The sequence below is a fragment of the Streptomyces sp. AV19 genome (assembly GCF_015999245.1).
GTDB lineage: Bacteria > Actinomycetota > Actinomycetes > Streptomycetales > Streptomycetaceae > Streptomyces.
Window position 1 is genome coordinate 76,448 of record NZ_JAEAMR010000019.1, and the last position, 21,357, is coordinate 97,804.

A 21,357-nucleotide genomic window follows, 5' to 3' on the forward strand; every position below is an offset into this window, starting at 1 on the left:
CGCTGCCGCCCAGTCCCTCGCCAACGACTGACTCAGCTGGCGCTCGCGCGCTGTAGTGCTGCGGCGGCGCGGGGCAGCTCGGTGGTGGTGTGCTCGGCGAGTCAGGTGTGGAACTCGGTCCACAGCGTCCAGTCGAGGGCGGCCAGGACGGCCGCCGCCGGTTCGTACGGTGCCACCTCCCTGCCCGGGCCAGGAGAGCTGGCTTCAGGGACGGTGGTGCTGGCCCAGCGTCAACGTGGATACCGCGTGGCGGCCCGGTGACGGCCCTTGCTGGTCCCACACTGGGGATCACGCGCCCATCTCGCGTGCCCCCGGGCGGGGAGACGATCGGCTTCCCCGCCCGGACATTGATGCGGAGCCGGCCTCTACGGTCCTGCCACCAGCCACAGGACCAGCACGGCGTCGAGCTCGCCGCTGTACCGGTACACCACCGAGATGCCGCGGCCGCCGGTCTCCTCCGGCAGCAGGTCGACCACCTGCAGGTCGCTGTCGGGCATGGGGTGGCCCTGCCGGGGGTCGGCCTCCAGGGCCGCGCGGACGCGGTCGACGGCGGCCCGCTCATCGCGGGTCAGCTCGATGCGGGCCTTCTCAGCGGCGTCGGAGTAGAACGCGTGGGTCACCGGGCCGCCCCGTCGGCGAGCTTGCGCCGCAGCTCGGCCATGACGTCGTCGGTCGGCCGGCCCACCGCGGCCGATCCCACGGGATCGAGCCGAAGCAGGACTCGGTGGCGGTAGTGCTGGGTGATCCGGCGCACCGCGGTCAGGTCGTCCAGGTCGGCGGCGTCCAGCTCCTCCTCGAACTGCTGCAGGTCCCCGAGCCGGCCGTGGGTCCGGAGGGCGGCCCGCAGCTCGCGCAGGGTGCGCATGGGCGGCGGTCCAGGCACGGGGCTGTGTTCGGCGGACGGTACGGTCACGGTGACGGCCTCCTTCGTGAGGGAACCGACGCTACTCGGTGGGCCGGGACCCGCGCGGCCCGTTCCGGGCCCGCGCCTGTCAACCCGGTATACGGCCGGTTGGTCAGAGCCAGGCGATGAGCTGGTGCACGGCGACGGTGACCCCGCCCGTGCCGATCGCGTAGGCCCCGCCGAGCGCCGCGCGCCACAGCAGGGCCTTGACCCGTCGACGCCGCCTCCCGCGCTCGCCGCACCGGCTGGGACGCTGGGCCACCGGCCCGGACCGGGCGGAATGGGGGTGGGGGACGCGCTCGACTGCGAGGCGCAGCGCACCGGCGCGCAGCTCGAAGATCGAGCGGGGCTGCTGCGGCGAAGGCGTGGGGGACATGGCGTTCTCCATTCCGTTGCGGGGCGTCCGGATAGGGTCAAGTCCACTGCGTATTGGGGTGGTTGCGGCAGGCAGCAAGGGCTCTCTGCCCGGTTCCCGGCACATTGCGAGCAGCGCAAACTGAGGGAGGGATCTGTGACGGAACAGCGATTACAGGCGGCCGGAATGCCGCGGGCGCGGGGGCTGGCGCCCCTCAGCGACGACCTGGGCGCGGAGGACCGGGTCTTCGCGGAGCACCTGCGGGAGCTGCGCGAGCGGGCGGGGATGACGTCGACGGACCTGGCCGCGGCGCTCTCCGTCGACGCCACGCGCCTCTCGCGCTACCTGTCCGGGCAGAGCCTTCCGGCCCCGCAGGTACTGACGCGCCTTCACCAACTTCTGGCCGGGCCGGATGCGCCTTCCGTCGAGGCGGCGGCGCGGGAGAGCCGCGCCCTGCTGTACGCGGCCGCGAGGTCCCGGGGCCCGTTGCAGGCCCACGCGTATCAGGTCGCCGAGTTCCAGGAGAAGCTCCAGGAACAGCGGGCCGAGACCGCCCGCGTGCTGGCCGCCCTCGGCCAGGAGCTGGAGGAGGAACGGGCACACCGGCAGCGGGCCGAGCGGGAGATCGACCAGCTGCGGCAGGCCGGCGCCGCGGACCGCGACGAGCGGATACGGACGCTGGAGGCGGAGCGGGATGCCGCGCTGCGCCGGGTCGCCGAGCTCGAAGGCGCGGTGGCCCAGACCGGTGCGCTCTTGCGGCTCCAGCAAGATGAATCCCAGCAGGTGGAGGCCATGGCCCAGGCGGCTCACAGTGAGGTGGAACGCTGGGAGGACGGCGACGGTGGCGGCAGCTCGCGCCCGGCGCCGGAGCAGGACGACGTCCTGCGGCTCAGCAGAGAGGTCGGCGTGCAGAGCGGGAACGTCATCGATCTCCTCGCCCAGCTGCGCGACGTCGGCCGCGATGACGAGGCGGGCCAGATCATCCAGTTCGCGGCCCTCAACGCCTCCCCTCCCGCCGTCGGCGCCTTCTACGCCCTGCTGGACCAGCACCGGCGGCGTCCGGACGCCGACCGGCTCGTACATGCCATCGCCGAGCTCTGCCCTGCGATACGGCTGCGTCAACTGGCCGTGGACGTCAAGGTGCCGCAGCCGCGGTTCCACTTCCCGCCGGTCATGGGCCCTGATGGGGTGCTCAAGGACGAGCGTTGGAAGGTCGGCTTTCAGCAGGAGGAGAGGCCGTTCGGCGAAGTGTTCCTTCCCTACGTCGGCAGACTCGCTTCCCCCGAGGTGCTGGTCCAGCTGGTACGGGCCTTCCGCGAGCGTGACGAGACCGACTTCGCCCACACCGTCGTCTCCGCCGCTTCGCACCGATCGCGCGCGGAACGACGAATACTTCGCGAAGGCGGCCTGCCGGTCCCCGGCCGGCTCTTTCGCTGAAGCCCCGCGAAGCCAGCCGCTGGTGGACAACGATCCGCCCGGTTCCGGCCACTGTCCACGAAGCTCCAGCGGAACCCACAGGTGGTCGGTAACTTCGGTCCGGTTTGGATTGTCCGGCTACCTGCTGGCCGGTGGCGTACAAGGGCACGGGCATCACAGGGGTGGGGGATGGCGGACGGCACCGAGCGAGCACTGAACGAGCAGCATCAGCATCTGCGCGAGACGCTGAACGCCCGGTACACGCGGGTCAGCAGGCTCGACCAGGACGACGCGGCGTTCGACGCGGAGTACCGATGGCTGGTGAACGAGGCCGAGCAGCTGATCGCCTTCGAGACACAGCTGCCCGCGCGGCTCGCCGAACCGCGCCGCGCTGGCAGCGAGCGCGTGGTGCGCTGGTCGTGGCGAGCCGAGGCCGCGGTGGCCGCCGGGCTGATCAGCACCGTATTCCTCACGGACAGCAGCACCTGGTGGCTGGTGCTCCTGATACCGCATCTGCTCGCCACGCTCGCCGGATGGTCGGTCAAGGTCACCACCGCCCGGCACGTCCGGCAACGCCGGACCGCGATCGGCCTGCACGTGCTGTGCCTGGTGGTGGCGCTGGTGAGCCTGAGCGTGCTCTCCGCCTGGTTCATCGCCGCCATCGTGTTCGGCTGGCTGCTGATCGCTGGGATATCCGACGGAACCGAGCCCGAGGAGCAGCGGCGGTGACCGGCGAATACGACCGCCCGATCCGGGACCTGGAGGACCGGGTCGACTCCCTGGAGAGCGACCTTCGGTCCCTGAACGGGAAGTTCGGCTACACCGAGCACCTCGACGACGAACTGCGCAGCATCCGCAGCGACATCAGCGACGCCGAGGGCAAGCTCGAGGAGATCGAGAACGACCTGGGCAGCCACATCACCGACACCAACCGGACGCTCAAGCGGTTGATCGGCCAGGTGCAGCTCCTGGAGGGCCGGCTGCTGGCCTCCGGCGTCGCCCAGCTCGCCGACCTGGACACCTTCACCGACGAGCAACGCCAATTGGCCCGGGCGATGGACCGCGGCCGGCAGGCGAGCAGCCTGTTGCTCAACCCCTACGAGCGGTCGATGCACCAGCAACGGGTGCAACACTTCGAGACCACCGTCGCCCAGCACCGCCAGCACCGGACGACGGTGATCGCCGCCGTGGGAAAGCTGACCCGCACCGGCGCGCCCCGGGAGCGGGGAAGCGCGGCTGCCGAGCTCGCGAAGGCGCTGGAGCAGGAGCGGCGCCTGCGCCAGGACCTGGACCGGCAGGCCGGCTTGGTGGAGGCGGCGGACATCGCCCTGGCGGCCGACGCGAAAGCCCGCGCGGAACAGCAGGACGTGATCGCCGCCGGGCAGAAGGCGGAGCAGAAGCTGATCCTGGCGCTGCGCAGCCGGCTGGCCGATGCCATCAGTGATCGGGCGGTACTGCCGGCGTGGTTCGTAACGGTGCTCGGGTCGGCGCCGCCGGCCACCAGGACCCAGGAGTGGCTGGAGACCGCGACACAGGTGCTGCTGTACCGGCTCACGCACAGCGTCACCGACGCGGTGGTGGCCCTCGGGGACAAGCCGGCCGGCGGCGCGCGCCGCGCGGAGTGGTACGAGCAGCTGGCCAAGGACCTGCGGCGCTGGTAACACCCGCTCGTGAAGTCTCGCCGTGCAGCCTGCGGCCATCAGGACGCTCGCAAGCCCATGGGAACGAGTGAGCCAGGCGACCAGCCGGTTGATTGATCGACCCGCCCCCGGGCCCGTTCCCGCGCCACCCGGCATCGCCGGAGCCGCGGGGCGGTTCGCCATTACAACCTCTACGAAGGGGTGCCGACTACGATCCGGGCTCCAACCAGCCGTCCGGCCTGGGCGGCGGCCCGCAGCGCGCGGGTGAAAGCCATGCCGTCACCGCGCAGTTCGTGGAGGCCAACATCGCCGACGTAGGGCACGGCCCATCCGTAACGGCCGACTTGCTCTAGCCAGCCGTCCGGTAGTCCGACCAGGCCACCGTAGAACTGGGTGCCGTCGGGGTCGAGGTGGACACGGCCCGGCGACGGCGAACGCTTCTGGGCATCCCGCGCGTACGCCGGCCCCGCTCGCCTGCGCAGCGAGCAAACCCAGGCGGCTGAGGGCCGTGCGTCCCACTTGATCCCGCATCACGATCCTTACGAGCTGCGTGCCGTTTAGGTGGGTTGACCTGCTGTGCGACGGATGCGCATCAAGGCGCGGGGGTTTCGCACGGAAAGCTCTGTCCCATCACGGGTGGTGAGGTTTAGATTGCGACAGGTGATCGAGTAGGGGGCGCCCGGGGTCACTGGGAGCGGAGGGGCGCCGCCGCATTCCCTCCCGAGGAAGGACCGGCTAGATGACGGGTATAGCCGTCGGCGTCACGGTACGCCGATCCGCAGTCCGCGGGCGGACCAGCACCACCCGCACCGTGCCGTCCGTGCCCGGACCGTGTCCGACGGGCGAGTGCCGACCGGCCCGGCACGGCCTGTACGGGGACGAGTTGCGGGTGCGGGCCTGGCTGTGGCGCCGCTTCGGCGTCGGCGTGGACGAGCGCTCCGGCGGCATGGCATGACGGACGGCGAGATAGGTGGCCAGGAGCCGGATCCGTTCCATCAACCGCTGCCTCCGGAGGCACCCGCTGCAGACGCCGGGGCAGCAGCCGAGCCGACCTCGGAGTGGTGGCGTTCGCCTTCGGCGTCTCTGCCCCCGGACGCTCCGCCGCCGCCGACTCACCCACCCACTGTCGGTATGGAGCCTGAATCGCCGTCAGGCGCGGCCGACGGCGCTGGCGGCGAGGATGAGGGCCAGGGCTCGGAGTGGTGGCGCCTGTCCGGGGTGCGGGAGGAATGGCAGGACGCCGACGCCTTCGCCGTGCACGGCAGCGAGGGGATCGCGGCCGCGTACGAGATCGGCGCCCACATCGGGGAGGCGATCTCCGCCCACTTGCCCGACCCGCATGCCGTGGCCGCCAAGCGGGGGCTCGACATCCGGTGGCTGCGCTTGAAGTACAACGTCCCGGCTCTGCTGCTCGCGCTCCTGGTGACGTGGGGCGGGCGGAGCACGGTGGACCGCATGTCGGCTTCCGTCGCCGAGAACGGCGTCCTCGCGCCGGTGGGCTGGCTCCTGATGGTCGGGCTGCTCCTGGGCGTCCTCTGGCTGCTGCCCATCGGCAGCCATCTCGGTGCTGCGCTGGCCGGTCTCTTCGCCAACGCCCTGCACGGCCTGGTCCGCCTCGCCGGCCGGGCCTGGAAAACCCCGTACATCGGCTACCTGCTGCGCCTGGCCGTGGCCGTGGCCGCGTGGTCCTTCGCCATCGCCGTCGCCCGGCTGCTCGGGCGCATGCTGATCAACTTCCTGACAGGAGCGTGAACATGAACAACACGGGAGCCGCGGCCGGCGGGATCGGCGCGGTCGCCCTCGGCCTGGTCGTGCTCTTCTACCAGATCGGCCGGTGGCGCGGCGGAGACCCCACGCCGAAGATCCATTTCATTGCCGGGGTGGCGATGGCTGCGCTGCTGTTCCTGGGCGGCGGCATCCTCGGCACGATGGGCGGCGCGGCCGCGGCCCTCGGCGACGGGATCGGCCGGTACGCCCTGGAGAACGCCACCGGGGCCGTCGCCGGTGCGGGGCGCAAGGGGCCGCTGACGGGCGGCGAGACGGTCGGCGTGTCCGGGGCGATCGCCGGGCTGTGCCTGCTCGCCCTGTATCTGGGGCTGATCAAGTCGGGGCGGGCGGACCTGAAGGAGCCCGTGATCCGCGGGGCGCTGTGCGGGGTGTGGCTGGGGGCGTCGGCGGGCCTGCTCGGGATGGCGATGGGCATGATCCGCACCTCGGGGAACACCGTCGGCGACCTGTTGATCCGCAGCATCTGACCGAGCAAGGAGGAGAACGGCTATGCCCGGCAGCGGGACCTTCGCCGACGGGGTGCGCCATCTGCGCGCGGAGTGGGGCCGCTGGTGGCGGGCCGACGACCTGACGGACACCCATATCGCCCACCGCATCCTCAACGACCAGTACCGCATGTGGCGGCAGATCCAGCAGCGCGGCCGGGCCGAGGTCCAGCAGAACATCACGCTGCTGAAGCAGCAGCAGAAGCAGCAGACCTACATGCAGATGCAGCGGATGCAGATGCAAAAGCGCGGCGGCTACGGCTACGGGTACGGCGGCTTCGGCGGGGTATTCGGCGCGTCGCCGATCATCTCGTACCGGATGATGCAGTGGACCCAGCTCCAGATGCGCATCGGGCAGCAGGAGTTCCGGCACCTCGAGGTCACGACGTCGATGCTGGAGATCGGGCGCGGGCAGGTCCGCTCCCGCCGCCACCTCGCCGCCTTCGCCGGGATGCTGGCCCTGCCGGTGCTGTGGGGAAGCCTGTGGTGGGTCTCCGCGCTCGCCGGCCTGGTGGTCACCGCCGTGGCGGTCCTGGTGGTCGCGGTGCTGGCCTGGGCGAAGGGCCGCAACCCCACCTGGCGCCGGCCCCCGGTCCCCAAGCTGCTGTTCGTCCCGCCGAGCGCGCCGGCGCACACCGAGCTGGAGGACCCCGATCCGCAGCCGTTCCCGATCCGGGAGGCGGGCACCAACCCGAAGGTGGCGCGCGAGGCGGTGCGCCTGGCCTTGAAGAAGGAGGCCGCGAAGGTCGCCGAGGTCCTCGTCCCGGAGCAGACGGCCTACGGGTGGAGGGTGCCGCTGGTCCTGGAGTCCGGCACGGCCGGCCAGCTGGTCAGCATCCTCAAGCCGATGGCGACGACGCTGCGGGTGGGCGAGTCCCGCGTCATGGCGCAGCCCGCCGACCCCAACGACGCCGCCCTCGTCAACTTGCAGGTCCTCACCCAGGACCCCTTCGAGCACCCCTTGCCGTACCCGGAGCGGGCGCCGAAGTCGTGCTCGATCACCGACCCGGTGAGCATCGGGTTGTCGATCGAGGGCGAGAAGACCCCGGTCGTCCTGGCCGGCCAGCACGTGATCATCGTGGCGGACACCGGCGGCGGCAAGACCGGCATGGTGCAGGCGATCGCCGAGTACGTCACCGCCTGCCGCGACGCCGTCATCGTCGACATCGACCCGATCAAGCGCGGGTTGAAGGCGTTCGCGCCCGCGGCTGTCATGACGGCCCGCACCCCCGACGAGGCTGAGAAGGTGCTCGAGGCCCTGGTGGCCCGGGCCAAGGCCCGGATCGCCTCCATGCCGCCGACCCAGGACAACTGGATCCCCACCCCGGACGGTCCGGCGATCATCGCCGTGCTGGATGAGTTCCCGCAGCTGTCCAAGCGGGGCAAGGAGCTCGCGGTCCAGCTGCTGCGCGTCGGCCGCGAGGCTCTGATCACCCTCGTGCTGCTCACCCAGGACGCCACCAGCGACGTGCTCGGCGACGCGATCGCCGATGCGTTCCCGATCCGGATCCTGATGCCCTGCCGGGCCGCCGACGTCCCGATCGTGGTCGGCCGGGCGGACGCGATCTCCCGGGGCTGGCTGCCGCATCTCCTGGTGCCCTCGCCCGAGCCCGGCTTCCCCGCGGACGCCGGCCGCTTCTACTGCCTCACCCCCCGGCACCGCGCCCCCGTTCTGCGCTACGTCTCCCCTCTCCCCCCGGGCGAGGCCGAGAAGCGGACCCAGGAGCGCATCGCCGCCGGCCTGCCCCCGTTGGAGACGGCCGTGCCGACCGCCGCTCCGAGTGCCCAGGTGCCGGAGATCGCCCGTCTCCTGCTCGACGCATTCGCTACGCACGGTGATCCCGAGGTGCTCACGCTCGCGCAGATCGCCGATCACCTGGCGGCCGCCGACGCGGCCACGTGGGGCAAGTGGAACGGCCGTCCCAACCGGCTCCTGATGGTCGGCCGCACCCTGAAGTCGAAGCTGAAGGACGCCGGCCTCGACGTCCCCACCGACCGTCTCGACGCCGCGACCGACCCCAAGCGCCCGACGATCTACCGGCTGACGGTCCTCAAGGGCGCCCTGTCGTGATGTGTCCGTGTCGTGTCAGTGTCCTGTCCTGGTGTGCCGGCCGCGCAGCACGATGCGTCCGTGACGTAGTGCGGCGTGGCGCCGGCCTGCCGGGTGATGTGTCGATGTGTCAGGCCCCAGACGCATCACCAACACGTGGTGACCTGCGACGACACATCAGACACATCAGTCCGACACCCCCGTTGGAGGGCCGAATGACCGCTCAGAATCCCGCTCAGCACGCCAAGATCGCCGCCGATGCGGTCGACCGGCTCGTCCGGGACGTCCGATCCGGCCGCGCCCAGTGGACCCACCCGGCCAACGTCCGCCAGACCGTGGACGACCTCACCCGGCTCTGCGACGCGATGGCCGCCGCCCTGCAGCAGATGACCGCCGCGCTCGGCCAGTTACCCTCCGGCGGCCCCCGGCCCGCTCCGAGCCACCAGGCGGCGGCCGCGCTGCATCTGGCGGGTCAGCACCAGACCAACGCCGCCAACCAGCTCCGCCAGGCACGCCGCACCATGCACTGACCGTAACCACCGAAGGGGACACCTTTTGTGCCCGCACACCACTTACCACCATCAGCGGAGGGCCTGATGCTGCTCGCCGACGGGCCCTGCGACTCCCTCGCCGGGTCGGCCAAGGACTACTGCACGACCGGGGGCGGGACCGGCGGTAACGTCACCGAGTTCGAGGGGCACGTCGACCCGCTCACCGCCCTCGCCCAGGAGGTCGCCAAGGCCGCCGACTGGACCTCCCGCCAACTCGGCAAGGCGGTCGCCGACCGCAACGCGGTCGACTTCACCAACACCGGCTTCCTCAAGCAATACGCGATCGTCTTCGCCGCCTCAGCCGTACTGGTCCTGGTCCTGTGGCTCCTGGCCGTCGCCAAACGCGCCATACGCGGCGTACCGATAACCACCGCGAGCAGCGAGGCCATCAGCCTGCTGTGGCTCGCCGTCCTCGCCACCGCCTTCACGCCCCTGATCCTCTACGTCGTGATCGGCGCGACCAGCGCCGTCACCGACGTCCTCGTGTCCGCCCTCGGCTCCAAGCCCGGCGGACTGTTCAACAGCCTCGGCGGCCAGCTGAAGGACGGCAAGGTCGGCGGCGGCCCGCTCATCCTCACCCTCACGTCCCTCGCGACGATCGCGCTGTGCGGCGCCCTGTGGCTCCTGCTCGTCCTGCGGGCCCTGGGCCTGTACGTCGGCGCGCTCCTCGGCGTCGTCGTCTACGCCGGCCTCGTCGACAAGGACCTGTGGGGCCACATACGCCGCTGGGCCGGCTTCATGGTCGCCCTCATCCTCACCGAGCCCGTCATCGTCATCGTCCTCGGACTCGCCTCCGCCCTGAGAAGCACCAACGAACGCGGCCCCGTGGTCACCGGACTCGCCGTCACCGTCATCGCGCTCGGCGTCTCCGTCTACATCATCGTCAAGTTCCCCGGCTTCGGCGACGCGATGAAGGTCGCCCGGATGACCGCCCGTGCCGCCGGCGGCACCGCCCGCACCATCACCGGCGCCGGATCCGCCAGCGCGGGCGTCCTCCACGGCATCCACACCCACGGCGGCCGCGGCAGCGAAACCCCGCATCGCACCCCCCGGCAGCAAACGCAGCCCAACACGGTCAGCGAGGGCATCAGCGCCCACAGCCAACGCAAGCCGGACAAACCGAAGTCGAAAGACGACAGCGGGACATGAGCGGATTCCGTGGACAGCCGGTGCCGTCGAACCCGGGCCGCTACCCTCCGGTGCATGGCTGAGCTGGAGACCACCTTCCGGTCGCTCGACGGCACCACCCTGCTGGGCACGAGCACCGTTCCGGACGAAGCCGTGCGCCGGCTGGCGGTGCTGGTGCACGGCGCCGGGGTCACCCGGCACGAGGGCGGCTTCTTCACCCGGATCGCGGCCGCCCTGGCCCAAGCCGGAGTACGCAGCCTGCGGTTCGACCTCCGGGCCCACGGAGCAAGCGGCGGCCGGCCGGAGGACATCACGATCACCGGGGTCGCCAACGACATCCGCGCCGCCGCCGACCACCTACGCCACGAGAGCGGCCTCGACCAACCCGTGGCCGTCATAGCGGCATCCTTCTCCGGCGGCGCAGCCGCACTCCACGCCGCGCACCGCCCCCAGGACGTTCGCCACCTGGTCCTGCTCTACCCCCGGCTCGACTACCGCGAGCGCTACATCACCAGCCGCCCGTACGTCGACGCCGACGGCTACCTCTCGCCCCAGGCCGCCCAGGCCCTCGAGACGGCGGGCTTCACCGAGCGCAGCCCGTTCGCCCTTGGCCGCGCCCTGCTCAACGAGGTCCACTACCTCAGCCCGCAGGCCATCCTGCCCGCGGTCACCGCGCCGGCCCTGCTGGTCCATGGCACGAAGGACACCTTCGTCCCGGTGGAATCCTCCCGCCGTTACGTACGGGTCTTCGGCGGGCCGACCGAGCTGATGGAGCTCGACGGCGCCGAGCACGGCTGCGCCGTCCACGAGGACCCGCGCTACCTCCACCCGCAGACCAAGGTGTGGCAGGCCGAGGTCATCGACCGCGTCACCGCCTTCCTCACCACCTAGGCGAGCAGCGCCGCGAGGGCCTGGCGCAGCTCGCGGACGGCCGTACGGCGCGCGTGGGGCCGCAGAACGGTGACGGTGCGGCGCAGTTCACCCAGGGCCTGTCCGAAGCGGGGGCCGGCGGCCAGGCGGAGCACGTCCATGCCGGTGGCGGCCGCCTCGTCCACTTCGCCCACCGCGGCCAGGGCACCGGCGAGATGGGCGGTGAAGAACGCGCGGTCCCGCGGCGCGAACGTCGCCTCCGACAGATGCCGGCGAAGCAGGTCGGCGGCCCGCCCGGGACGGCCGGCCTCGCGGTGGCAGATCGCGCTCTGCACCATCAGGCGCTCGCGGGTGTACCCGGCACCCAGCGGGCCGGTGCACGTCGCCGGCTGCGCGGGCACGGCCGTGCCAAGGGCGTCGTGGGCCTCATCGAGCGTACGGGCCACCTGATCGTGAGGGGCGCCGGTGAGCGCCAGGGCGCGGGCTTCTTGCTGCAGCGCCTCGGCGCGGGCACGCGCCGGCAGGCCCCACGGCCCGCGGGCTGCGACATGCGCCAGATCCCGCATGCGGACCGCGTCCTGCCGCTCAGTCGCCTGCGCCCGCCGCAACAGGACGTAGGCGTGCATCGGTTGGTCGCCGGCCAGCGTCGCCCACTCGATCGCCCGGTCATGCCAGTACGTCGTCGTCTGCGGTGGCGCGCCACCGTCGCGGTGCACCCAGGCGGTGAACTCCGCCGCCCGGGCCCCGAGTGCCAGGAGTTCCCTCCGGACAGCAGACGGTGCCTCGCGCGCGGTGACGTCGATGGCGCCGACGATGCCGAGCGCCGTCGGCAGCGCCCGGCGGGGCCCGGTACGGCTGTCCATACGGGCCGCCTCGTCCAGCACGGAGCTCAGATGGGCGACCACGGTCCGGTCGCTGTAGCGGCGGGCGTCGGCCACGGCGGCGGCGAGGTGCTCCAGCCCGGCGGCGTCGAGCAGCGGGGCAGCTGCCAGCACCCCCGGGAGGGAGGGGGAACGCCGGCGCACCACGTCCTCGTCGTCCCGCCCGACGGCGGTCGGCGGGTCGGCCGCCTGGCCTGTCTTTGGGCGGACGAAGCCGAGCTCCTCCAGCGGCATCCCGAACAGCGAGGTCAGCACACGTCGCGCATCTCGGTTCGGCCAGCCGGGCCGTCGCGACTCCCATCTGCGGACCTGCCGCACCGAGATGGTCACCGTCTCGCCCATCATCACTGCCTGGCGCTCGTACGCCTCGGCGAACTCCTGCTGGGTGTGCCAGCCCCGCCGTATCCGGGCGGAGACGAAGAGGGCGTTGCCTGCCGGCTGTTCGGTCACCACACCCTCCCGGGCACATCGGGTCCTGCGACCGAAGGTACTGCCCGGGCCGGCATGCCCGCCGAAGTGTCCTGCGATATGGCCTCGCCCACCTCGATCCACGGCAGTCCACTGGAGCGCAGCCCTCCGCACGCTCCTGTGCCTCCGGGGCACAGCCGACGAGGAAGAAGCCCTTCTTGATGAACGCCACGCATGACACGGGATCGGCCTTCGACCCCATGATGACCGGCCACTCCCGGCCCCTTGACCTGGTGACCATCCGCGCCACCGTCCGACGCGCTCTCCAACCCCGGCGCACTCCCGCGACGCAGAACGAAGTCGAGGAGATCACCCTGGCTCTCCGCAGCCATCTCGCACTGATGATTCCCGAAGCCGAAGACCACGCGAACCGCCTCAACCGGGGCTCACTGGAATGGAACCGGCGGCAGTCCCTCGTCGTCCTGGCCCGCAACGCCCTGGGCTACGACTGGGGGAACAGCGCCCAGGCCGCCCGGCTGAACATGACGGAGCTGGGCCGGTGCGCGCGGTTCCTGGCCGACTGCCTCGACGAATAGCCCCAGCACCACGGCAGCCGACATGGCACCGCCGGCCCGCGCGCCTGCCGCAAGGAACCGTCCGTAGTCCCCTGCCGCAGGCGCACAGCCGGTGCGGTGCCGGCGGCGGTCGTCAGGGGCGAAGGGCCACAAGAAGCGGCGGGGCATGTTCGCCGTGCACCGTGGTCAGCGAGATCACCGCGTGCCCGACGGGAACAGAGTGCGCAAGCTCCGACGCCGACCAGCGTTCCCGCTCCACCTTACGGACCGTCACCGACTGTGCGGTGACCGCCCGTCCGGTCACCGCCCGCCGCAGGACGTGCACCGCCCGCGTGACGGGCTCGTGGGCGATAACCTGACGGTCGGTGACGTCCCGGGTCTCCACCCACTCCTTGCCCCACACCTCGGCGAACCGAGCGCCCTCCCACGTCGTCACCCCGGCGAAAGCCATCCGGCACCCAACCGCGCCGAGGAGCGGGCCGCGCAGCACCTCCGGCACGTCGTCGAGCGTCCGCAGGCTCAGCACGACACCCGCGTCGGCCGACCGAAGCCGCTGGATACCGCGCAACGCCTCCACCGTGACGGTGTGCGAGGCATCGTCGAGCACCAGGCAGGCGAACAACGACCGGTCCGCCCGGGCCGTCACGCACTCCGTGAACTGGGCGAGCACCAGCCGGGCCAAGATGCGCGACGCCTCGGCATGCCCGCGTTCGGGCAGGTCGATACGGACGCGCACCGGATGGTCCAGGGCCCGCAGCGAGAACAGACGGCCGCCATCGGCGGGTTCGAAGAGACCGGTGAAGGCGCTCCGGTCGAGGAACGCGATCCGGTCGGCGAGCAGCGCCCCGACATCCCCGGGACGGCCGGACTGCCGTTCCCGGGCATCGAGTTCCCGCAGATGCGCGCCCTCCCCGGCCTTCTCCAGGGCCGCGCGCAGCTCCCCAAGGGCGTGCGGCGCACCGTCGAGCAGCTCCCGCAGTTCCGGCACTGAGGGGAAACGGCCGTGGACGGCATGGTGGGGGCCGATGAGCTGCGCCAGGGCGGCACCGGCACGGCGGCTGTCGCTGCCGGGGAGCGTCGCGGTGATGTCACCGACCAGGGCCTCGGCGAGCACCCCGGCCGCGGCGTCCGGGTCGCTGGTGCCGCCGTAGAGGTCCAGGCCGTAGCGGGAGTCGGGCTCGCCCAGCCGGACGATGACGTCGAAGGCGTCATCCGGGGCGAGTCCGGCTCCTGCCGCGCCGACTGCGACGACGGCGGCCTGCCCGGCCAGTGCCTGCAGGCACAGCGACTCCACCACGGGCCGCACGAGACGGGCCGTCTTGCCCGAGCCGGCCGGGCCCACGGCCACGAGCGACGTACCCAGCAGTCCGGGGTCGAGGGCGATGTCGACGCCGCGGTGCCGGTACGGATTGCGGGTGGACTCCAGCGCGGTGCCGAGACGGACCTGACGGGTCAGAAGATCGTGACGCGCGATGCGCACGGCCAGGTCACGCGCGCCGGAGGGATGCACGAAGGCCGCCGCGCCGTGGCGCTGCACGGTGTCGATGAACGCCGTGAGCCGACCGGGCTGGGCCCGTACGGACTGCCAGGCGTGGGCAAGGCGAACGTGGTCGACGTCGTTCATCCGCCCGGCGCGTGCTTCCCCCGCCAGCCGGTCGGCGGCGGCAGCGGCCACGTGGCCGACGGAACGCAGCTCGGGCCACTCGGCCGGGTCGGCCTCCGGCTTCGGAGGCGGGGCCTGTTGTTCCTGCAGGCGGTGACGCAGGGGCGTCAGGATGTACCGTCGTGCGACCTCCGGCCAGCGTCCGAGGCGGCCGAAGAACACGGTGAGGACCAGCGCGAACAGGGTGTAGTAGATGTAGGCGGCCCAGACGAACCCCGTCTGCCAACCGCCGGATTCCCTCCAGGAGTCCGGGGTCATCAGCAGCAACGGCCACAGCCAGTAGCTACCGAGGTAGCCGTTCCAGAACAACGACCACACCAACCAGCCGCACACCAACGAGAGCACCGCGCCGACGACCAACTGCCGGCCAGGAATCCGCTCCGGCTCCTCCGGAGGCTTGGGCCGGTGCGCGAACCTCCAGATCCCGGGATTGGCCCCAACGGCCCGCGGAGTCCGAAGCCAATCAACGAACGCTTGCGCCCCGCCACTCATGGGAGGCGGCGCGCTCGGTCTCGGCGGTATGACAGGCGGCCCGGCCGCCGGCGGACTGGAGCCAGCATCGCGCGGGTCGTATATACCGTCGGCGCCCATGTTCTGTCCCTGCCTCCCGACCGCCCCACGATCATGCAATGTCCATCTCAATTTAGTGGCCCGCCCCTGGGAGCGAGCCCTGATTCCCTGTGCGCCTTCAACCTGACGGCTGTACAGGGCATTTGATTCTCCTCGTGGTCAAACCGCAGGGCCTTTCCAGATGGGGTCGGCGGCCGTACGGTCGGCGTCGACAAATCCCAGGGAGCGGAAGGAGTGCCGTGGTGCCGGAGCTGTCGGAGTTCGAGAGGGCGTGGGAGCGGCGGGAGTTGATCGGCATGCAACTGCGGATACTGCCGATCTCGCTGGCGTTGATCCGCGACCCGGCTGCCGAGCAGGACATGGGCGAGGACGTCGACGTCGCTGAGTTCGCGATCGACTGGGTGGACGAGGTCGCGCGCAGATTCGGGCACGACGGCCTGCGGGCCCTCGCGGTGTGCTTGGCCGGGGGCTGGTGGGAGCAGGCCCGTCGGCACGCCTCCGTCTACGGGGCGCCCATGGCCCAGACCGTCGACGGGATCGTCCCACCGCTCCTTAAGGGACCCATCCCGCAAGAGGACGACCTGCCCAGGCTCCGTGATGGCAGCCCGGACTACGAGACCATCAACGCCATGGACGCAGTGCTGGCGGAGCTCGACGAGGGCAGCGGCGCGCCGGACGCGGAGACCGGTTCCCGTGGGCTGGAACGTCCTTGGCCCGACTCCAGCGCCTGACGGGGGGGGACGGCCTAGGATCCTCGATCATGGACACGGCAGTACTTCTTCTCGTCTTCCCCCTCCTCGGCCTCCTCGCCTGGAGTATCGAGAGCCGGATCGACCGCGTCAGCCGCAAGGTCACACGGCTCGAACGCAAGGTTGACCTGATCCTCGGCCAGCTGGGCATCCGGGAAGAGGACCACGAGCTGGCTCGGATCGCGGAGCTCGCTGGCAAGGGCGAGACGATCAAGGCCATCAAGGCGTACCGCGAGCTCACCGGGGACGGCCTGAAGGAAGCCAAAGTCGCCGTCGAGCGGCTGCCGCGCGCGTAGCAGCTCCTCGCCTGCTCACGGTCCCTCGCCGGATCCCTGACCAGGCGTCAAGGCACTGGGTCGCTATTAATACTTTCGAATTGCCCGGGGTGACGATCGGGGTACCGGCCGGAGCGGCCGGATTGCCGATCGTGGAGGTAAGCCACGCACGCATGCCCGTACGGGCGCCAGGTCGCAGCAGGCCCGCCCCCGGCAGGCGCCTGACGGGCCGTCAAAGCCAGCGCACCGTCGGGGCGCCGGCCCCGGAGCGCCCGCGTGTGCCCGAGGGAGTCGTCGGCCGGGCGGGGCGGGGCCGGACGGCGTGGGGGCGGCCCTACAATGGGTCGTGGAGGATCTTCGGATTTTCCCCGGACCGTTCCGGCTCCTCCGGCGGACGCGGGCCATGAGGCCCGCCAGAACCATGTACGTCACCACCGCGGTTGATGACGGGTCCGCAGCACCGTTGGGTGCGCGGGCGGATCGTCCGCCGTTGCAGGAGGAGCCCCGCACCGTGATCCCGCCCGCTGGCCATCCCGGCCTGTCCGCCTGGTCCGACGAGTCGTTCCAGGAGAAGGACTCCGCCGGTTTCTACATCATCGCCGCCGCCATCATTGAGCCGCCCGTACGGGATGCCGCCCGGGAAGCCATGCTCGCCCAGCGCGGGCGCCGTGCGACGGCCAAGGCGCACTGGACCGAGATGGACCACCGGGAGAAGAAGCGGGCTGCGCGGGCCGTTGCCGAGTTGGACGGTGTTCACGTGGTTGCGGTGGGATCGCCGGTTCCCTTCCGCAAGCAGGAGCGGGCCCGCAGCAAGTGCCTGACGCAGCTGGTCACCCAGCTGCACGCGTTCGGTGTCGAGTGCCTGTTCATGGAGGCCCGCGAGCCCCAGCTCAACCAGCGCGACATCCGTACCGTGCAGAGCGCCCGCTTCGGGCTGCCGAAGGGGACCGCCTTCCGGATCGAACACGTCTACGGAGGCGCGGAGCCGCTGCTGTGGGTCGCCGACGTGGTGGCCGGCGCCTGCCGGGCCCACCAGCTGGGGCGCGGAGAGTACTGGGCGGAGCTGGTCGACGTCGTGGTGGACTTCGAGGTCGACACCGACTGCTGAGGCGGCCCGGAAATGCGCCGAGCCAGGCTCCCGGTCTGCCCCAGGTCACCTGGCTCCACTTCCGGCGGTCCACGACCACCGGCTTCGCCATCACTCTACAGCCCGGGCCGTGGAGAAGCGACTGCCCGCTTCCGCCCGCCGTGGGCATGTCTCGGCGGGACGCTGTGCGCGGCCGTCCCCTACGGTCCCGTCCATGACCACAGTGATCTTGATGCATGGCCTGGCGCACGGGCGGGTCCTCACCACCGGGCCAGCCGATGGTGGTCCGGCGGGGCTTTTCTGCTGCGCGACGGGGTGCCCACAGCTACCGTCATCCGTCATGGACATGAACACGCTGCTGTACCGGTACAGCGTGCAGGGCATGACGGTGGCGCTGGGCTGTGTGCTGGCGGCCTTGCGCTGGTGGACGGAACCGCGCGCCGCTGGCGTGATCATGCTTGCGGTCGTGGCCGGGGGGCTGCGGGTATGGTCCGGGCTCTCCGGGCTGGGCAACACGGTATGGGCGGGCGCTGTCGGGCAGGACATGACCTGGCGGGCCTACCGCGACCCCGACATGGCAGTGACGAACGACGGGACCCGCGATGAGGACTCCGAGCTCCTGATCAGCCAGATGCGCCGGGTCGAGGAACGGGTGGAGGCATTCGCCGGGGAGAGCGGCATGGAGCGGATCTCGCTCTCCGCCGCCGGCGGGCGGATCGGCACGTGGAACGCGGCCTCCTCGGTCCGCTTCGGACGGCGCGGGCATGTCACCCTGGGGCACGTCTGGCTGCGGCCCGAGCGCAATGCCGTGATGCCGTACACGCTGGAGCACGAGCTCGCCCATCTGCGGCGGCGTGACTCCCACGCCAGGCTCGCCGCCGCCAGCGTCGGGGTGGTGCTCATGGTGCTGTGCACGGGCCTGCTCCCGCTGGGCCGGGCCGCCGCCGCGCTGGCCGGGCTGGGTGTGCTGTGGGTGGCGTACTTGTGGTGGTCCGAGCTGGCCTGTGACCGGGCCGCGGCCCGCCGCTGCGGTCGCGAGATGGCGGTCGCGTCCTGGCGGCAGGAGCTGGGGGATGCCCGCCGTGTCCCGCCGGTCCGGCGCCTGTTCTTCGCGTTCCTGGCACTGCGATCCCACCCACCGCTGCGGCTTCGGCTGTGGCTGTCCCACCTCGCCCCGCCTGCGGAGGACCCCAACTCCCCGACGTGAGGGCGGCTTGACGGTTAGGACGGCGTGTTCAGGTGAGCCCGGCGGGCGGTTGTGAGGGCGCGCCAGCGTTCTTGTACGGCCTCGGGGTCGTCGTCGATCCAGCGCGTGGCGGTGGGGCCGGGCAGGGGCAGGACGGCCATGTAGTGGGCGATGTCGGTGAAGTAGGCGAAGTCCCCGGTGGCGGTGAGTTCGCGCAGCCGGTCGATTGTGGCGGCCAGGTCCTGGTCCTCGCCGCGGACGGCGTGGTGGAAGGCGAGGGCGAGCTCGAGCGTCGCCTGGAGCGCTGCGGTGAGGCCGGCGACGTCGATCTCGGTGCGCAGGAGGTGGGCGCGGTCTTCGACGTCGTCGGTGCCGGCGTCGCGGACGAGCGCGGCGATCTGGGTGGTGAGGGTGGTGGCGCGCAGGTCGAGGCCGTCGAGCAGTTGCTGGGCGAGGAGGAGTTCGTCGTCGGCCCGGGTGGGGTCGGCGAAGGCGGTGGCGAGGGCCAGGTGGGCCTGGGTGGTCGCCCGTTCACCGGCGACGCCGTGCTGCTCGGCCTCGGACCGTGCTGCCGCGTACGCGGCGACGGCCTGGTCGACGTCGCCGTGGGGCCACCAGATGTCCCCGAGGACGCGGTGGTGGCGGCCTTCCCAGCCGAGAGTCCGGGCGGTGTCCAGCGCGAGGGGGAAGTCGCCGGCCATGCGGGCGAGGTGGGCCAGGCCGCGGCGGGCGGCGGGAGCGAGGCGGCCGCCGCCTTCGGCAACGCGTTGCATCCCGTGGCGGGAGTCGTCGCTGCGGCCTATGTCCCGCTGCGCTTTGGCGAGGTAGTAGGTGGCCATCTCGCTCAGGTCGTCGGGGAGCAGGCCGGTGTCGACGACGGCGGCCAGGCGGTCGGCGGTGCGTGTGCGGTGTTCGTGCTGGCGGCGGGCGAGGGCGGACAGCAGCTCGACCAGGGCGTCGGCGGCCGTCTGCACCTCGTCGGTGGCCAGCTCGTCAGGGGCGGGCGGGGCGAGGGGCTCCCAGACGGAATCGCCGACGTAGGCCCAGGCCGCCTCGGCGAGCCAGCCGAGGCCGAGGCGGTGGTCGCGGGCGAGGCGCAGGCCCTGGCGCAGGCAGCTGACCAGCAGGATGCGGCTGGGGGCGGGGGAGTGGGTCCCCTGTTCGCCGAGGGCTGCGAGGGCGCGCTCGGCTGCCTGGTGCCAGTCGCTTTCGGTCCAGCGGTCGTCGGTGTGGTCGTCGGCGGTGCGGATGGTGGAGCGGATGGCGCCGTGGAGGTGGAAGGGCCACAGGGCGTAGGGGTTCTCGTCGACGAAGGGCCGTTCGGTCAGCCGCTGGGCTGCGGCCTGGTGGGGCAGGCCGGCGGCCCGGGTGGCCAGGGTCAGGTCGAAGGCGTCGAGTAGCGCGACGGAGCGCAGCACGTGCCGCTCGTCGGCGGTCAGGTCGGAGAGGGTGCGGGCGATCAGGGCCGGGAAGGCGTGATCGAAATCGAGGGCGGTGGGGGTGCGGCCGGTGCGCCGGATCTCCAGGAAGCGCGAGATGGCCAGGTCCAGGTGCAACGGGAGGCCGTGGGAGCGGGCGGTGATGACGGCCCGGATGTCCTCGCTGATGAGGGGCTGGCCGTCGCGGGACAGGCGGCGGGCGAGGTAGTCGTCGCAGTCCTCGGGGGAGAAGTCCCCGACCAGGATCTGCTGGCTGCCGCCGGTGGCCGGTGCGGTGTGCGCGGGCGGGATGTCGCGAGCGGCCAGGCCGGGCCAGGCCGTGGGCCCGGTGAAGTCGAGCTGTCCCTGCAGGCCCTCGTCGGCCCACTGGAGCCGGCTGCGCCCGCTGATGACGAAGAAGGCTCCCGGCATCAGCCACACCACCCGCTGGAGAAGCCGTTCGAAATCGCGGCGGGTGCGGTCGCCGATGTCCTCGAACGTATCGAAAAGGATCACCGGTACGATGCGCTTCTTCGCAGGGAGCTGGGCGAGCTCCCAGGAGAGCAGGTGCGGGTAGTAGCTGAGCGCGTCGAGGTCGGGTTCGGCCTCCAGGAGGTCGGCGAGGCGGGCGCAGCCGGCGAGCGCCCGCACGGTCTGACGGCGCTCCCGCAAGGCCCGCACCAGCGCTCCGGTGACCTGGCCGACCGCGGCGCCGACGATGCCGGGCAGTTCCAGGGCGCCGACGACCTCGCCGACCGCGGCCTGCATCTGCTGCGGCAGCATCTCGGCGAACTTCCCCCGCAGCCCGCTGCGCCGTACGTACTCCTCCAGCGGCTCGCCGGGGTGGTTGTGCTCCCAGTACCGGCGCAGGGCGATGTCGAAGGCGGGCAGGGGGCGTCCGACGGCTCCGGCGAGGGCGAGGCGGATGGTGAGCACGATGCGTTCGACGTCGGTGCCGGCGGCGCGGGAGAGGTCGATGCGTACGGGCAGGATCCGCTCGCCCGTCCAGGTGGGCTCGCCCCACTGGGCGGGCCGGTGCTCGGCGGAGGCGAGGGCCATCTCGAGCTTGCGGGAGAGCGTGGTCTTGCCGACGCCGCCAACCCCGTGGAAGACGATGAGGTTGTTGCGCGGGGTCTCGAGGTCTTCGGCATCGAAGGCCGGGGTGGCGATGTGCCGCAGATGTTCCTCGAGCGCGGTCGCGACCAGCTCCCATTGCCGTTGCCGGTTCGTGAACGCCTCGCTCGCGTCGAAGCGGTCGTTCGAGCTGAACAGCGCGCGAAGGTCCCGGCTCACGTCATCCCCCAGAAATGATCACCTGGGCGTCAACCTATGCCCATCCGGCCGCCGGTGGCAGTGCC

21 protein-coding genes are annotated in these 21,357 nt (G+C 71.8%); 15 read left to right on the forward strand and 6 right to left on the reverse strand.

Features of this window, described 5'->3' with window-relative positions:
• Positions 1-365: 365 nt before the first annotated feature.
• The 3 genes from I5Q34_RS26770 to I5Q34_RS26780 all read right to left on the reverse strand — a co-directional run bounded on the left by I5Q34_RS26770 (position 366) and on the right by I5Q34_RS26780 (position 1,280).
• Positions 366-620, reverse strand: coding sequence for a hypothetical protein (locus tag I5Q34_RS26770; protein ID WP_199895002.1), 255 nt, complete (start codon positions 618-620; stop codon positions 366-368).
• Complete coding sequence (locus I5Q34_RS26775; protein WP_307811741.1) at positions 617-913, reverse strand: hypothetical protein; 297 nt, start codon at positions 911-913, stop codon at positions 617-619. The genes I5Q34_RS26770 and I5Q34_RS26775 overlap by 4 nt, the downstream gene beginning before the upstream one ends.
• Positions 914-1,016: 103 nt before the next feature.
• Positions 1,017-1,280, reverse strand: a complete 264-nt coding sequence (locus I5Q34_RS26780) for a hypothetical protein (RefSeq protein WP_199895003.1) — start codon at positions 1,278-1,280, stop codon at positions 1,017-1,019.
• A gap of 135 nt (positions 1,281-1,415) precedes the next feature.
• Between I5Q34_RS26780 and I5Q34_RS26785 the strand changes: the two genes are divergently transcribed.
• From I5Q34_RS26785 to I5Q34_RS26830, 10 genes are all read left to right on the forward strand, one after another.
• Positions 1,416-2,696: a helix-turn-helix domain-containing protein gene (locus I5Q34_RS26785; RefSeq protein WP_199895004.1), complete on the forward strand. Its 1,281-nt coding sequence runs from the start codon at positions 1,416-1,418 to the stop codon at positions 2,694-2,696.
• 168 nt (positions 2,697-2,864) lie between these two features.
• The gene (locus I5Q34_RS26790; protein ID WP_199895005.1) at positions 2,865-3,404 is read left to right on the forward strand and encodes a hypothetical protein; all 540 of its coding nucleotides are present in this window, start codon (positions 2,865-2,867) and stop codon (positions 3,402-3,404) included.
• A complete protein-coding gene (locus I5Q34_RS35090) occupies positions 3,401-4,336 on the forward strand; it encodes a hypothetical protein (protein ID WP_234429597.1) in 936 nt (311 codons plus the stop codon). The genes I5Q34_RS26790 and I5Q34_RS35090 overlap by 4 nt, the downstream gene beginning before the upstream one ends.
• Before the next feature lie 718 nt (positions 4,337-5,054).
• On the forward strand, positions 5,055-5,270 hold the full coding sequence (locus I5Q34_RS26800; RefSeq protein ID WP_199895006.1) for a hypothetical protein: 216 nt from the start codon (positions 5,055-5,057) through the stop codon (positions 5,268-5,270).
• Positions 5,271-5,446: 176 nt separating this feature from the next.
• Positions 5,447-6,067, forward strand: a complete 621-nt coding sequence (locus I5Q34_RS26805; RefSeq protein ID WP_199895007.1) for a hypothetical protein — start codon at positions 5,447-5,449, stop codon at positions 6,065-6,067.
• A gap of 2 nt (positions 6,068-6,069) precedes the next feature.
• Positions 6,070-6,570, forward strand: a complete 501-nt coding sequence (locus I5Q34_RS26810; protein WP_199895008.1) for a hypothetical protein — start codon at positions 6,070-6,072, stop codon at positions 6,568-6,570.
• Positions 6,571-6,592: 22 nt separating this feature from the next.
• Complete coding sequence (locus I5Q34_RS26815; protein ID WP_199895009.1) at positions 6,593-8,659, forward strand: hypothetical protein; 2,067 nt, start codon at positions 6,593-6,595, stop codon at positions 8,657-8,659.
• 194 nt (positions 8,660-8,853) lie between these two features.
• A complete protein-coding gene (locus I5Q34_RS26820) occupies positions 8,854-9,168 on the forward strand; it encodes a hypothetical protein (protein ID WP_199895010.1) in 315 nt (104 codons plus the stop codon).
• A gap of 66 nt (positions 9,169-9,234) precedes the next feature.
• Positions 9,235-10,338: a hypothetical protein gene (locus I5Q34_RS26825; RefSeq protein ID WP_199895011.1), complete on the forward strand. Its 1,104-nt coding sequence runs from the start codon at positions 9,235-9,237 to the stop codon at positions 10,336-10,338.
• A 54-nt stretch (positions 10,339-10,392) separates the two neighbouring features.
• The gene (locus I5Q34_RS26830) at positions 10,393-11,208 is read left to right on the forward strand and encodes an alpha/beta hydrolase (RefSeq protein WP_199895012.1); all 816 of its coding nucleotides are present in this window, start codon (positions 10,393-10,395) and stop codon (positions 11,206-11,208) included.
• On the opposite strand, the gene I5Q34_RS26835 is transcribed toward I5Q34_RS26830, so the two are convergent.
• On the reverse strand, positions 11,205-12,518 hold the full coding sequence (locus I5Q34_RS26835; RefSeq protein ID WP_199895013.1) for an XRE family transcriptional regulator: 1,314 nt from the start codon (positions 12,516-12,518) through the stop codon (positions 11,205-11,207). The genes I5Q34_RS26830 and I5Q34_RS26835 overlap by 4 nt on opposite strands.
• A 179-nt stretch (positions 12,519-12,697) precedes the next feature.
• Here I5Q34_RS26835 and I5Q34_RS26840 point away from each other — a divergent pair, with 179 nt between their 5' ends.
• Positions 12,698-13,072 (forward strand): DUF6415 family natural product biosynthesis protein, encoded by a 375-nt coding sequence (locus I5Q34_RS26840; protein WP_199895014.1) that lies wholly within the window; start codon positions 12,698-12,700, stop codon positions 13,070-13,072.
• Between the two features lie 112 nt (positions 13,073-13,184).
• Here the strand turns inward: I5Q34_RS26840 and I5Q34_RS26845 are convergent, their stop codons facing one another.
• A complete protein-coding gene (locus tag I5Q34_RS26845; protein ID WP_199895015.1) occupies positions 13,185-15,305 on the reverse strand; it encodes an ATP-binding protein in 2,121 nt (706 codons plus the stop codon).
• Positions 15,306-15,526: 221 nt separating this feature from the next.
• Between I5Q34_RS26845 and I5Q34_RS26850 the strand changes: the two genes are divergently transcribed.
• From I5Q34_RS26850 to I5Q34_RS26865, 4 genes are all read left to right on the forward strand, one after another.
• The gene (locus I5Q34_RS26850) at positions 15,527-16,015 is read left to right on the forward strand and encodes a hypothetical protein (protein ID WP_199895016.1); all 489 of its coding nucleotides are present in this window, start codon (positions 15,527-15,529) and stop codon (positions 16,013-16,015) included.
• 29 nt (positions 16,016-16,044) lie between these two features.
• Positions 16,045-16,329: a ribosomal protein L7/L12 gene (locus I5Q34_RS26855; RefSeq protein WP_199895017.1), complete on the forward strand. Its 285-nt coding sequence runs from the start codon at positions 16,045-16,047 to the stop codon at positions 16,327-16,329.
• Positions 16,330-16,819: 490 nt separating this feature from the next.
• Positions 16,820-17,416 carry a hypothetical protein gene (locus I5Q34_RS26860; RefSeq protein ID WP_199895018.1) on the forward strand — a complete coding sequence of 199 codons (597 nt, stop codon included), beginning with the start codon at positions 16,820-16,822 and terminating at the stop codon, positions 17,414-17,416.
• Between the two features lie 319 nt (positions 17,417-17,735).
• Positions 17,736-18,602 carry a hypothetical protein gene (locus I5Q34_RS26865; protein ID WP_199895019.1) on the forward strand — a complete coding sequence of 289 codons (867 nt, stop codon included), beginning with the start codon at positions 17,736-17,738 and terminating at the stop codon, positions 18,600-18,602.
• 14 nt (positions 18,603-18,616) lie between these two features.
• Here the strand turns inward: I5Q34_RS26865 and I5Q34_RS26870 are convergent, their stop codons facing one another.
• Positions 18,617-21,292, reverse strand: coding sequence for an ATP/GTP-binding protein (locus tag I5Q34_RS26870; RefSeq protein WP_277965794.1), 2,676 nt, complete (start codon positions 21,290-21,292; stop codon positions 18,617-18,619).
• Positions 21,293-21,357 lie beyond the last annotated feature (65 nt).